The organism is Caulobacter sp. UC70_42 (genome assembly GCF_044056025.1).
In the GTDB taxonomy this organism is placed as follows: Bacteria; Pseudomonadota; Alphaproteobacteria; order Caulobacterales; family Caulobacteraceae; genus Caulobacter.
The window spans coordinates 3,416,318-3,428,884 of record NZ_CP171994.1; the positions used below are offsets into that span (position 1 = coordinate 3,416,318).

Genomic DNA, 12,567 nt, shown 5'->3' on the forward strand with positions numbered 1-12,567 from the left:
GCCTCCGACGGGCGGGCCGGGCCGCGAAGCCCGGTCCCGGACAGGAGCCTTTCAACTCCCCCGTCGCGCCGTCGGTCCACATCCCACGTCGTTTCTGTGTTCCAGGGCCGACCGCCGCCAGAAGGATGCAGTTGCGGAGTTTCCTCCGCGCCGACGAGCGCGCCCGCTCGACCGCCCCCCGAAGCCGCGAAGGTCGCTGGCCGCGCGCCCTCCCCAGTGCTTCGAGGTGGATAGAGGATACGGCAGGTTTTGGAGGCGGGGATGGAGGGGGCTGGATCCCCGTGCTTCGCTCTGGAGCGTGACGCTCCGCTTCAATCAAAAATCCCCGTCATCCCGCGCTTTATGCGTGGGACCCATGGTTCAGATTGCGCGTGAGCGCCATTTTCCGCTCTTCATTTGCCGCGGACAAATGGGTCCCGCGCATGAAGCGCGGGATGACGGTTGAGGCTTTCGCCGTCGCCAACGCGCTGAGAACCGCCGGCGCGCCCGATAGGCAGGATGTCCGCTTCGAGCGACGGATCCGATTTCCGTGCACGGCCCATAGCGACTTTAGAACCCCTCTCTCATAGAGAGAGGGAGGGGCCCGCCGCGAAGCGGTGGGAGGGTGAGAGGTTACACCCTGTCCGAACGAAGCACCGCGAGAATGTCATCCGCCGTCCCGCCAGGATCTGTAAGGACCCGCTCATTGCGGACCCTCAGGACGACATAGCCGTATAGCTCCAGCGTCTGAGTGCGGCGCTCGTCATAGTCTTCGCGGCCTTCATGCGAGGCGCCGTCCAATTCGACGATAATCTTCGCCGCCTCGCAGACGAAGTCCGCGAAGTGGCGATCGATCGTGACCTGTCGCAGGAACCGGAACCCACCCAGGCGGCGATTGCGAACGAGGCCCCAGAGCACCTTTTCGGCCAGCGTCTGGTCCCGGCGAAGGCGGCGGGCATTGGAGAGCTTGTCCATAACAAGAGCATGGGCTCAGCCCTCGCGGCCGCTCAACGGAAGGAATCGGGATTTTCCGGTGGGCGATGAAACCTCTCACCCTCCCACCGCCTCCGGCGGCGGGCCCCCTCCCTCTCTCTATGAGAGAGGGGTTTGTTTGGGGGGCCGAAATCCACCCATCACTGACTCTGAATAGGTCCGGTTGCGGACCGTCTGTGTGGCGCCGCCATGGCGCTCAGGCCTCCGCCGATCACGTTCGCGCGCCTCGCGGAACGGCCGGGGCGATTCCTGGGTTGATGCGACGTGGTTTAATCGTGCGAGCTCATGGACATGACGTCGCCAGTCCCCAGATCCACCCGAACGGTCGGCGCCGCCTTGCTGGCGCTCTGCATGGGTGTGGGCGCCGCTGACGCCGCTCTGGCCGGCAAGCGGCAGGAGACGCCCAAGACCTCCGCCGAGGCCAATACCGACAGTCTCGGCTCGGCCGTCGCCGCGCCGTTGCGCGACATCAATCTGGTGCGCTCGGAGATCCCCGACCTGCTGAAAAAGGCCCAGACCGATCCCTATGCCCCGCCGTCGCCCGGCTGCGCGCCGCTGAAGGCCGAGATCGCGCGGTTCGACGCGGTGCTGGGCGACGACTACGACGACCGCGACGACGACGACAAGAACGGGCAGGGCGGCATGGCCAGGCCGGTGCTGGGCGTGGTGGCCAGCACGATCACCGACGTGATCCCGATGCGTGGCTGGGTCCGCCGTCTGACCGGCGCCGAGCGCCACGACCAGATGGTCCGCGACGCCATCAAGGCCGGCTTCGTGCGGCGCGGCTATCTGAAGGGTCTCTACAACGCCGGGACCTGCAAGGGAAACCGCCTGGTGTTCGTGGCCGCAAAGCCCGCGCCGCCGCCGGTTCTGGTGGCCGCCGAGCCGGTTCCGGTCCTGGTCGCGGCCGAGCCGCCGGCCCCGACGCCGCGCGTCGACGCGCCGCTCGCGCCGTTCGCCACGACGGTGCGCGTGGCGGCGGCGACGGAGGTGGCGGGCGTCCAGTAGGGCTCAGCCCCGGACGAAGATGTTCCGCAGCCACTGGGCGCCGGCCTTGGCCGCCTCGCCCCAGTCTTCCTCCTGTTCCTCGGGCTTGTAGCCCCAGGGATTGAACAGCTTCAGCCGGGGAACCCTGGCGAAGGCCGCCGTGTCGCGGGTGGCCAGGGTCAGGCCGTGTTCCAGGGCTGTGGCGGCCAGCAGGGCGTCGCGGCCGTCGGTCAACGGAACGTGGGCGCGGCGGCGGACCACGGCGGCGTCGATCGCCAGCACGCGGCCGTCGAAGGCGGGGAGGACGCGGCTGTCCAGCCAGTCGCGCAGGCGCGAACCCTGAACCTTGTCCTTGCGCTCGGCGCGGGCCGTCGCCGTCTCAAGCTCCAGCAGGGTGAGAGCCGAGATGAACAGGCTGGAGCGCGCCGCCGCGCCGGCCCACGCGGCCAGGCCCGGATCGGCGGCGCCGGCCTTGGCGTTGCGCAGCTCGAAGACGACGTCGGTGTCCAGCAGATGCATCAGTCGCCGTCCTTCCCGTCCCAGATCTGGCGGCTCCAGGTCTCGGTCGAGCGCGGCGGTTCGATCGGGGCCACACCGGGAATGGCCAGCAGGTCGACGATAGTCTCGGTCTGGCCGGTCAGGCGGCGATAGGTCTCGACGCTCATCAGCACGTGGGTGGGGCGGCCGCGATCGGTGACGAACACCGGCTCGAGTCGCGCCGCGCGCTTGGCCTGGCTGACATCCTGGTTGAATTCGCGGCTCGTCAGGACCTTCATGGGCTTGCTCACCGCGCTAAATGACAAGGCTGTCTGTAGGTACGTTACTACATAGTGGCGTTCCGGCAACAAAAAATAGGCAACGAAAACAATCGACTGACAGTGGCGTCAAAAACGCGGGATCCGGATTGCGCTCGCCCCCGATCTTAGCCTTGCATGGGGGAAAGGCGCGAAGCCAGCGGATCGCATTAGGGGCGTTTCAAAGTGTCGGACATTCTCGCGAGCACGCTCGCCACCCTGGCCGACGTCCTGTCGCCGCATGGCCCGGCCACTCCGGTCGCCGCCCACAGCTATGCCCCGGGCGACTTTTCGGTGCACTTCTTCCTGCAATTGACGGTGATCCTGCTGGCCTGCCGCGTGGTCGGCTGGCTGGGTCAGAAGTTCCTGGCCCAGCCCCAGGTCGTGGGCGAGATGATCGCCGGCGTGCTGCTGGGCCCCTCGCTGCTGGGCCTCGTATTCCCCGACTTCCAGCTGGCCCTGTTCCCCAAGGAGACCAAGAACGTCCTCTATGTCGGCTCCCAGCTGGGCGTGGGGCTCTACATGTTCCTGGTTGGCACGACCTTCAAGGTCGAGCATTTCCGGTCCAAGGCCCGGAGCGCGTTCAGCGTCTCGCTGGCCGGGATCGTCACGCCGTTCCTGGTGGCCGTGGCGATCACCCCGTTCCTGCTCAAGGTCCCGGGCCTGTTCGCGCCGACTATCAGCGTCGCCAACGCCACCCTGTTCATGGGCGCCTGCATCGCCCTGACCGCCTTTCCGATGCTGGCCCGGATCATCAATGAGCGCGGCCTGCAGAACACCTCGCTGGGCGCCCTGTCCCTGACGGCCGGAGCCTTCGACGACGCCTGCTCGTGGTGCGTGCTGGCCATCGTGCTGGCGACCTTCGGCGGCGGGCCTGGCGTGGCGGTGCTGGCGATCGGCGGCGGCGTGATCTACGCGCTGTTCCTGACCGTCTTCGGCCGCAAGCTGCTGGCCCCGCTGGGCCGCATGGTCGACAAGGCCGGCGAGATGACCCCGACGGTGATGGCCATCACCCTGATGCTGTTCTGCCTGTCGGCCTTCCTGATGGACGCCGTGGGCATCCACGCCATCTTCGGAGGGTTCATGCTGGGCGCGGTCATGCCGCGCGGCCTGTTCGTCGAGGAGCTGAAGAAGAAGGTCGAGCCGATCGCCGTCGTGCTGCTGCTGCCGATGTTCTTCACCTATTCGGGCCTCAACACCCGCATGGACATGGTCAACTCGCCTCAGCTGCTGCTGATCGCGCTGGGCGTTCTGGTCGCCTCGATCGTGGCCAAGTGGGGCTCCTGCTATGTCGCGGCCCGCGTCACGGGCGAGAACCACAGCACCGCCATGGGCATCGGCGCCCTGATGAACTCGCGCGGGCTGATGGAGCTGATCATCATCAATATCGGCCTGCAGAAGGGCATCATCGGTCCGCCCCTGTTCGCCATGCTGGTGCTGATGGCGATCGTCACCACGGTGATGGCCACCCCGCTGTTCGAGGCCGTCTACGGTCGCAAGGCCCGCGAGTCTGGCGAGCTGGGCGCGGCGCCGTCCGGCGCGGCGGCCTAGTCGCTTAAGCGCAAGGCGGCCCGCCATCGGCGAGCCCTTCTATCCTGTGAGATGTCTGATCGACGCGAGGCTGTGAGGTCCTGGCGGCGCGGTGGCGTCCTTGAGCGCGGACCCCCAGCCTTGAGGAGGACGTCTTGAGTCCCAAGAGCATCGATCGTCGCGCGGTGATCACGGCCATGGGCGCGGGTCTGGCGATTGGCTCGCGCGCCCAGGCCCAGGGTGAGCCCCTGAGCTTCCTGGCGCTGGGCGACTGGGGCCAGCAGGGCCACGAAACGCAACGGCGGGTGGCCGACGCCATGGGCGCCGCCGCCCTGGCCCAGGCGAGCCGCTTCGTCCTTTCGGCGGGCGACAACTTCTATCCCGCCGGCGTGACCTCGACCCAGGACCCGCATTGGCGGCGGTCGTTCGAGGATGTCTACACCGCCCCGGCCCTGCGGGTTCCGTGGTTTTCGGCCTTGGGCAATCACGACTACCGGGGCGATGTCCAGGCGCAGATCGACTATTCGCGCCTCAGCCCGCGCTGGCGCATGCCCAGCCGCTATTTCAAGGTGGCCGGAGCGGATTTCGGCGCGGACTTCGTCGACCTGTTCGTCATCGACACCTCGCCGATGGTCGACGGGGACAATTACGACGAACTGCTGCAGCAGCTGGCGCGCGGCCACCGCGCGCGGCACGAAAGCGCCCGGCAGCTGTCCTGGCTGGACCAGGCCTTGGGCGGCTCGACGGCGCGTTGGAAGATCGTCGTCGGGCATCATCCCGTCTATTCGGGCGGCCACGGCGACAGCCCGTTTCTCGTGCAGGCCCTGGTTCCCCTGTTCGAGGCCCATGGGGTGAGGCTCTACATCAACGGCCACGACCACAGCCTGCAGCACATCCGGCGCGGCCGGGTGGACTACGTCTGCACGGGCAGCGGGGCCGAGGCCAATGACGCCCTTCGCGCCGTGGAGGGCATGCTGCACGGATCCTCGACGCCGGGCTTCGCGGCGTTTCGCTGTGACCCGGACGCGGTGGAGTTCGAGTTCCACGACCAGACCGCCGCGCGCGTCTATGGCGCGCGTCTCGGGCTGACTTGATCGCGGACGGCCTCTAGGCCCGCTCCAGCGTCTTGTCGAAGCCGAACTGGTTGATTTGGGCGATCAGGTCGCGGTGGCTGGGCAGGTCCTGGGTCGCGCGATCGGCGAAGCCGCGGATCTTGGCGAACAGCTTGGCCGCGCCGGCCGCGTCCGCGAACTCGCCCGCGCCGGCGGCGAGGTCGGTTTTGAAGCCCATGCCGTAGAGAATGTACTGGTAGTTGAAGAAGGCGAAGGTCTCGAGATCCAGGATGAAGTCGAACCGGGCCGGCGGGCGATAGCGCCACTGCTCCAGCAGTTCGGCCAGCCGTTCGGGGATCGAGGCCGGGTCGGCGTTCTGGCGCCAGAACGGCTCCTGGCGGCGGCTCAGGGCGTAGTGCAGCTTGAGAAACACGATGATGTTGTCGTAGCGCGCGGCCATCAGTTCGTTGAACCGGCGGGCCGGGGCGCTGACCGGGCCGTTGTGCGGGAAGAGCTCGGCGATCATCGCCACGGCCGCCTCGATCAGCACCACGCCCGTGGATTCCAGCGGCTCCAGGAAGCCGGCCGACAGGCCCACGGCGACGCAGTTGCCGATCCACTGCTTTGGGCGATAGCCCGCGTCGAAGCGGATCCTGCGGGTCTCCGCCTCGACCCCGCCCAGATAGTCGCGCAGCACCGCCTCGGCGCGGGCGTCGTCCATATGGTCGCTGGAATAGACGCAGCCGACGCCGCGCGCGCCCGCCAGGCCGATATCCCAGGTCCAGCCGGCCTCATGGGCCGTGGCGACGGTGTAGCTCTGGATCGGCGCGTCCGGGCGGTCATAGGGCGTATGGCAGGCCAGCGCCCGGTCGGCGAACAGGATCGGCCGGGCCGACTTGAACGGCGAGCCCAGGGCCTTGCCGATCAGCTCGGCCCGGAAGCCCGAGCAGTCGATATAGAGGTCGGCGGTCAGGTCGCCGTGCTCGGGGCTGACGACGCGCGCGATGGCGCCCGTCTCGTCCAGGATCGTCTCGGACAGGGCGCCGCGCAGGTGGCGCACGCCCAGCTCCCGGGCCCGTTCGGCCAGCACCTGGGCCAGCTTGGCGGCGTCGAAGTGATAGGCGTAGTTCAGCGGTCCGGCGAAATCGCTCTCGTGCGGCCGCTTGGGCGCGCGGGCCGCGTCGGCGACGCGGGCCTGGATGGTCACGGCCTCGGCGAACGGCGCGCGTCCGGCCTCGTCCTGCAGCAGCCAGTAGGGCGCCAGCGAGGCGCCCTCGGTCGAGAACGGCGCCTCGAACGGATGAAAGAAGCTGTGATGGCGACCGTCCGCCGGGGTCTCCGCCCAGTCGACGAAGCGGATGCCCTGCTTGAACGTCGCGGAGGTCTCGCGAATGAACCGGGCCTCGTCGACGCCCAGGAACCGCAGGGTGTTGCGGATGGTGGGGAAGGTGGCCTCGCCGACGCCGACGATGCCGATGTCGGGCGATTCCAGCAGGGTGATCGTCAGGTCGCCTTGGTCGGCCACGCGCAGGGCCTTGGCCAGGTAGGCGGCCGTCAGCCACCCCGCCGTCCCGCCGCCCACGATGAGGATGCTTCGCCTGCGCCGCATGGCGGATTGATAGCAGAGTTCAGGGCGGGGGAGGGGAAGTTCGACGGAATGCGCCAGCGTCATCCGGCGTCGGCGTTTCACCCTAAGGGATAACCCCGATTGTGGCCTCCTGGCGGGGTGACCACACTCAATGGATGAGCCCACTCATCCACTAGGACACTCCACCGGCGCGCGTTCCGACATGATCCCATGACCGGCCCGCGCGCCCGGACAGGCCACATCGCGGCCAGCTGTTTCGCCGGTCTGGCCGCGAGCGATGCGCCGTCTTCCCTCCCTAGCGTCCCCTGAGCCTCCGGCTTCCGGAAAGGATCTCGCCATGTACTACAGCAGCGGAAATTACGAAGCCTTCGCCCGGCCCCGCAAACCAGCGGGCGTGGAGAACAAGACGGCGTTCTTCGTCGGCTCGGGGCTGGCCAGCTTGGCCGGGGCGGCCTTTCTGATCCGGGACGGACACATGTCGGGCGAGAAGATCACCATTCTCGAACGGCTGGCGCTTCCGGGCGGCGCCCTGGACGGCATCAAGGATCCGGAGAAGGGCTTCGTGATCCGCGGGGGCCGTGAAATGGAAGAGCATTTCGAGTGTCTCTGGGATCTCTACCGCTCGATCCCCTCGCTCGAGGTCGAGGGCGCCAGCGTGCTCGACGAGTTCTACTGGCTGGACAAGGACGACCCGAACTTCTCCCTGCAAAGGGCGACCCAGAACCGGGGCGAGCCCATCGAGGACGTGGAACGCCTGACCCTGAACGGCAAGGCCCAGAAGGACCTGATCTCGCTCTTCCTGGCGACCCGCGAGGAGATGGAGAACAAGCGGATCAACGAAGTGGTCGGCGAGGACTTCCTGAAGAGCAACTTCTGGCTCTACTGGCGCACCATGTTCGCCTTCGAGGAATGGCACTCGGCCCTGGAGATGAAGCTCTACGTCCATCGCTTCATCCACCATATCGGCGGCCTGGCCGACTTCAGCGCCCTGAAGTTCACGCGCCGCAACCAATACGAGTCGCTGGTGCTGCCGCTGTACAAGTGGCTGACCGATCGCGGCGTCACCTTCCGCTACGGCGTCGAGGTCACCGATGTCGACTTCGACATCACGCCGGAGCGCAAGCAGGCCACGCGCATCCACTGGCGCCAGGACGGCGTCGACGGCGGCGTCGACCTGGGTCCCAACGATCTGGTGTTCATGACCATCGGATCGCTGACCGAGAACTCCGACAACGGCGACCACCATACGCCCGCGAAGCTCAACGAGGGGCCCGCGCCCGCCTGGGACCTCTGGCGCAACATCGCGGCGAAGGATCCGGCGTTCGGGCGGCCCGACGTCTTCGGCGCGCATATTCCCGAGACCAAGTGGGAGTCGGCGACGATCACCACCCTGGACGCGCGAATTCCGCCCTACATCCAGAAGGTCGCCAAGCGCGACCCGTTCAGCGGCGCGGTGGTCACCGGCGGCATCGTCACCGTCAAGGACTCCAGCTGGCTGATGAGCTGGACGGTCAGCCGCCAGCCGCACTTCAAGCAGCAGCCGAAGGATCAGGTCATCGTCTGGGTCTATTCGCTGTTCGTCGATCGGCCCGGCGACTTCATCAAGAAGCCGATGCAGGACTGCACGGGCGAGGAAATCACCCAGGAGTGGCTCTACCACATGGGCGTTCCGGTTCGAGGAGATCGCCGAGCTGGCCGCGACGGGCGCCAAGGCCGTGCCGGTGATGATGCCCTATATCACCGCCTTCTTCATGCCGCGCCAGGCGGGGGACAGGCCGGACGTCGTGCCCAAGGGCGCGGTCAATTTCGCCTTCATCGGCCAGTTCGCCGAGTCTGGCGAACGCGACTGCATCTTCACCACGGAGTATTCCGTCCGTACGCCGATGGAGGCGGTCTATACGCTGCTGAATGTCGAGCGGGGCGTGCCCGAGGTCTTCAACTCGACCTATGACGTGCGCAAGCTGCTCGCCGCGATGGGGCATGTTCGCGACGGCAAGGCCTTCGACGTGCCGGGGCCGGCGTTCCTTCGCGAGCTGCTGCTCAGCAAGATCGACGCCACCGAGGTCGGCGACCTGCTGCGCGACGCCCATCTGATCCCGGAGTAGTCAGGCACTATTCCATGGCGTCACCCGGGACGCCAGCCCATGGCGCCCGGGCGATGCCTCAGCCCTTCGGCGTCACCTTGATCAGCTTGCCGTCTTCCTCGTCGGTCAGGACATAGATCGCGCCGTCCGGGCCGACCGCGACGTCGCGGACCCGGCCGCCGATGTCGGTGAACAGGCGCTCCTCGCCCACGACCTTGCCGTCCTTGAGGACCAGGCGGTCGACGTGCTTTTCCCGCAGCGAGCCGATCAGCAGGCTGTGCTTGAGCGCCGGGAAGAGATCGCTTTCGTAGAAAGCCATGCCGGACGGGGCGATCACCGGGTCCCAGTAATAGACCGGCTGCTCCATGCCGTCCTTCGCGGTGAGGCCGTCGCCGATCGGCTTGCCGGAATATTCCTCGCCATAGGTGATGGCGGCCCAGCCGTAGTTCTTGCCGGCCTCGGGGTGGTTCAGCTCGTCGCCGCCGCGCGCGCCGTGCTCGACGGTCCACAGCCGGCCGCTGGGATCGAGGGCGGCGGCCTGCAGGTTGCGGTGGCCCAGCGACCAGATCTCAGGCTTGGCGCCGGCCTTGCCCACGAAGGGGTTGTCCTTGGGGATCGAGCCGTCGGCGTTGATGCGGATCACCTTGCCCAGGGTGGCGTCCAGGTGCTGGGCCTGGACGCGGCCCTCCAGGATCGAGCGCTCGCCGGTGGTGATGAACAGCTTGCCGTCCCTGGCGAAGACCAGGCGGCCGCCGAAGTGCAGGGCGCTGTCCATCTTCGGCGCCTGGCGCCACAGGACCTGGACGTTTTCCAGCTTCGGGGCCGGGCCCGTAATGAGTTTGCCGCGGGCGACGGCCGTGCCGTTCACGCCGCCATCGGCTTCGGCATAGGCCCAGTAGACCAGGCCGTTCCGGGCGTAGGCGGGATCCAGCGCCACGCCCAGCAGGCCGCCCTGGCCCTGGGCGAACACCGCCGGCACGCCCTCGACGGCCGGTGACAGCTTGCCGTCCTTGCCGAAGATCCGCAGGCGGCCGGCGCGCTCGGTCAGCAGGATGTCGCCGGTGGGCAGGAAGGCCATGCCCCAGGGGTGCGAGAGGCCGCTGGCCAGGGTCGTGTACTGGCCGACCGTGTTCGAGTTCAGGCCCGGCGCGCGGGTCTGGCCCGCGAAGGCCGGCTTCTGCTCGGGCGCGTTGGCCGGGCGGCTCTCGACGGGCGCTCCGGCTTGAGGCTGGGCGGGAGCGGGACCACAGGCGGCCAGGGCGGCGGCGAGGGCGGCGGAGGCGGTGAGCAGGGAAGCGCGCATGGCCGGCAGGTTAAGCCGGTTTCCGGCTTGGGGGCTACCGGCAGAAGGCGTGTCCTTCATGGAAAAAGGCCGGGGAGCGATCCCCGGCCTTGGTTGTTCTCGCGTGGCGCCGATCGGTCAGATCTTCACCGGCTCCATCTTGGGCGTCAGCAGGTGGATGACCAGCAGGGCGACCAGATAGGCGCTGCCGGCGACGATGAAGATCGGGGTGTAGCTGCCGATCCGCTCCAGCACCTGGCCGATATACTTCGAGAAGGCCATGCCGCCGAAGGCGCCCAACATGCCGCCGATGCCGACGACCGAGCCGACCGCGGCGCGCGGGAACACGTCCGAGGGCAGGGTGTAGAGATTGGCCGAGAAGCCCTGGTGGGCGGCGGTGGCGACGCCGATGATCAGCACGGCCAGCCAGACGCTGTCGGCCTTGGCGGCGAACATCACCGGCACGGCCAGCAAGGCGCAGACCAGCATGGTCAGCTTGCGGGCCTTGTTGATGCTGGCGCCGTTCTTCATCAGGGTCGAGGACATCCAGCCGCCGGCGACCGAGCCGACGTCGCTCAGCAGGTAGATGGCGATCAGCGGCGGGCCGAACGACTTCAGGTCCAGGCCGTAGCGCTTGCCCAGGAAGTCCGGCAGCCAGAACAGGAACATCCACCAGATCGGGTCGATCAGGAACTTGCCCAGGGCGAAGGCCCAGGTTTCTTTCTTGGTCAGCAGCCTGGCCCAGCCGATCTTCTCGACGGGGTCGGCCGGGTCCTGCTCGATATAGGCCAGCTCGGCCGCGCCCAGGCGCTTCTGTTCGCGCGGGCGGCGGTAGACCAGCAGCCAGATCGGCAGCCAGACCAGGCCGGCGATCCCCGTCACGATGAAGGCCATCTGCCAGCCGAACGCCAGGACGATGCCGGGAACGACCAGGGGCGTGACGATGGCGCCGATATTGGTGCCGGCGTTGAACAGGCCGGTGGCGAAGGCGCGTTCCTTCTTGGGGAACCACTCGGCCACGGCCTTGATGCCGCCGGGGAAGCCGCCGGCCTCGCCGATGCCCAGCCCCATGCGGGCGGCCACGAAGCCGCCGAAGCCGGCCGCGGCGGCGTGGGCGATGTGGGCGATCTGCCAGATCGCGAACGCGACGCCGAAGCCCCAGCGGGCTCCGATCCGGTCCATGATCCTGCCCCAGGCCAAGTACGCGACTGCGTAGGCCAGCTGGAAGTAGAACACCAGGTCGGCGTAGTGGGTCTCGTTCCAGCCGAATTCCTTCGACAGGTCCGCTTTCAGCAGACCGATCGTCTGGCGATCGACGTAGTTGATGACCATCGCCGCGAACAGCAGGCTGACGATCACCCAACGGTACCGCCCGATCTTCTCGGATGGCTCGGGCGCTTTCGAAACGTCCATGGACACGCGTCCTTCCCCTTATGGTCTTCTTATTTGGCCGGGACGGCGATGCAGTCCACGGTTCCGTACGGGCCGAAGCTCACATGGGCGACATCACCGGCGACCACGTCGTGAATGCCCGTGGTGGCGCCGGTGGTGACGATCATGCCCTTCTTCAGCGGCTTGCCGCGCGCGGCGACGGTTCCGAGCAGGAAGGCCAGGGCGGCCAGCGGAGAGCCCGGGATGGTCGCGGCCGTGGCCTTGCCCAGCGACTTGCCATTGAGGAAGGTCTCGACCGGCATATCCTCCCAGGCGATGTCGCGCCAGTTGGAAATGGCCTGACCAATGATCTGACCATCGTTGTTGCCGAAGTCTGACGCCACGACGGTCGGGCCCAGGGCGTTGATGGTGGCCAGCGGGCTGCCGGCGATCTCGACGCCGACCAGCAGTTCGCCCACGTATTCGGCGGCTTCCTCGGCGGTCCATTCGGTCTTGTCAGCCGGGGCGTCCTTGCCCAGGCGGACGATGAACTCGGCCTCGACGGCGCAGAAACCGCCTTCGATGGCGCGGAACTTGTTGGGCTGGCCGTCGGTTCGAGGCGTCCTGGACCTTGGACTTGAAGATGCAGCCGGCCAGGCGGTCGACGCCCAGGCGCTCGCGGTGCTGCGGCGGCACCAGACCGACCTTCCAGCCGACCAGCTCATCGGGCCAGGCGGCGATGGCCAAATCCTGGACGGCGTAGCCTTCGGCCATGGTCGCGGGAATCACCCCGCCCGGATAGCCGGGAACGCTGACGCCCTCCTGACGAGCCTTGACGAATTGGGGAGCGATGGCCGCGGGGGGCGAAAACCTCGCTATCGGCCTCAGAAACGGTCACGCCGCTAAT

The 12,567-nt window shown here is 67.8% G+C and carries 9 protein-coding genes and 2 pseudogenes; 4 read left to right on the forward strand and 7 right to left on the reverse strand.

Translation table 11 applies throughout. From position 1 onward, the window contains the following. Positions 1-612 precede the first annotated feature (612 nt). A complete protein-coding gene (locus ACHMW8_RS17065) occupies positions 613-954 on the reverse strand; it encodes a DUF559 domain-containing protein (RefSeq protein ID WP_395443181.1) in 342 nt (113 codons plus the stop codon). 309 nt (positions 955-1,263) lie between these two features. Between ACHMW8_RS17065 and ACHMW8_RS17070 the strand changes: the two genes are divergently transcribed. Beyond that, on the forward strand, positions 1,264-1,980 hold the full coding sequence (locus tag ACHMW8_RS17070) for a hypothetical protein (RefSeq protein ID WP_395443182.1): 717 nt from the start codon (positions 1,264-1,266) through the stop codon (positions 1,978-1,980). Positions 1,981-1,983: 3 nt separating this feature from the next. Here the strand turns inward: ACHMW8_RS17070 and ACHMW8_RS17075 are convergent, their stop codons facing one another. Together ACHMW8_RS17075 and ACHMW8_RS17080 are read right to left on the reverse strand one after the other, a co-directional pair. Then, positions 1,984-2,478: a PIN domain-containing protein gene (locus ACHMW8_RS17075; RefSeq protein WP_395443183.1), complete on the reverse strand. Its 495-nt coding sequence runs from the start codon at positions 2,476-2,478 to the stop codon at positions 1,984-1,986. Continuing rightward, positions 2,478-2,735: a type II toxin-antitoxin system Phd/YefM family antitoxin gene (locus ACHMW8_RS17080; protein WP_395443184.1), complete on the reverse strand. Its 258-nt coding sequence runs from the start codon at positions 2,733-2,735 to the stop codon at positions 2,478-2,480. Before ACHMW8_RS17080 ends, ACHMW8_RS17075 begins: the two co-directional genes overlap by 1 nt. A 204-nt stretch (positions 2,736-2,939) precedes the next feature. On the opposite strand from ACHMW8_RS17080, the gene ACHMW8_RS17085 reads away from it, so the two are divergent. Further along, positions 2,940-4,304, forward strand: a complete 1,365-nt coding sequence (locus ACHMW8_RS17085; protein ID WP_395443185.1) for a cation:proton antiporter — start codon at positions 2,940-2,942, stop codon at positions 4,302-4,304. Between the two features lie 134 nt (positions 4,305-4,438). Next, positions 4,439-5,377 (forward strand): purple acid phosphatase family protein, encoded by a 939-nt coding sequence (locus ACHMW8_RS17090; RefSeq protein ID WP_395443186.1) that lies wholly within the window; start codon positions 4,439-4,441, stop codon positions 5,375-5,377. Between the two features lie 13 nt (positions 5,378-5,390). Here ACHMW8_RS17090 and ACHMW8_RS17095 read toward each other — a convergent pair whose 3' ends face one another. Continuing rightward, on the reverse strand, positions 5,391-6,944 hold the full coding sequence (locus ACHMW8_RS17095; RefSeq protein WP_395443187.1) for a tryptophan halogenase family protein: 1,554 nt from the start codon (positions 6,942-6,944) through the stop codon (positions 5,391-5,393). A gap of 316 nt (positions 6,945-7,260) precedes the next feature. Between ACHMW8_RS17095 and ACHMW8_RS17100 the strand changes: the two are divergent. Beyond that, a pseudogene (locus ACHMW8_RS17100) lies at positions 7,261-9,028 on the forward strand (oleate hydratase). A 58-nt stretch (positions 9,029-9,086) separates the two neighbouring features. Here the strand turns inward: ACHMW8_RS17100 and ACHMW8_RS17105 are convergent. The 3 genes and pseudogenes from ACHMW8_RS17105 to ACHMW8_RS17115 form a co-directional block, all read right to left on the reverse strand. Further along, entirely contained in the window at positions 9,087-10,310 is a 1,224-nt protein-coding gene (locus ACHMW8_RS17105; RefSeq protein WP_395443188.1) for a PQQ-dependent sugar dehydrogenase, read from the reverse strand. Between the two features lie 117 nt (positions 10,311-10,427). After that, a complete protein-coding gene (locus ACHMW8_RS17110; RefSeq protein ID WP_395443189.1) occupies positions 10,428-11,702 on the reverse strand; it encodes an MFS transporter in 1,275 nt (424 codons plus the stop codon). A gap of 29 nt (positions 11,703-11,731) precedes the next feature. Continuing rightward, positions 11,732-12,558 (reverse strand): annotated as a pseudogene (locus tag ACHMW8_RS17115) (2-keto-4-pentenoate hydratase). Positions 12,559-12,567: the final 9 nt, after the last annotated feature.

Excerpts from the sequence above, each read along its gene's own strand:
- ACHMW8_RS17105 (WP_395443188.1), bottom strand. The coding sequence starts at position 10,310 with ATGCGCGCTTCCCTGCTCACCGCCTCCGCCGCCCTCGCCGCCGCCCTG.
- ACHMW8_RS17070 (WP_395443182.1), top strand. The coding sequence starts at position 1,264 with ATGACGTCGCCAGTCCCCAGATCCACCCGAACGGTCGGCGCCGCCTTG.
- ACHMW8_RS17065 (WP_395443181.1), bottom strand. The coding sequence starts at position 954 with ATGGACAAGCTCTCCAATGCCCGCCGCCTTCGCCGGGACCAGACGCTG.
- ACHMW8_RS17075 (WP_395443183.1), bottom strand. The coding sequence starts at position 2,478 with ATGCATCTGCTGGACACCGACGTCGTCTTCGAGCTGCGCAACGCCAAG.
- ACHMW8_RS17110 (WP_395443189.1), bottom strand. The coding sequence starts at position 11,702 with ATGGACGTTTCGAAAGCGCCCGAGCCATCCGAGAAGATCGGGCGGTAC.
- ACHMW8_RS17080 (WP_395443184.1), bottom strand. The coding sequence starts at position 2,735 with ATGAAGGTCCTGACGAGCCGCGAATTCAACCAGGATGTCAGCCAGGCC.
- ACHMW8_RS17095 (WP_395443187.1), bottom strand. The coding sequence starts at position 6,944 with ATGCGGCGCAGGCGAAGCATCCTCATCGTGGGCGGCGGGACGGCGGGG.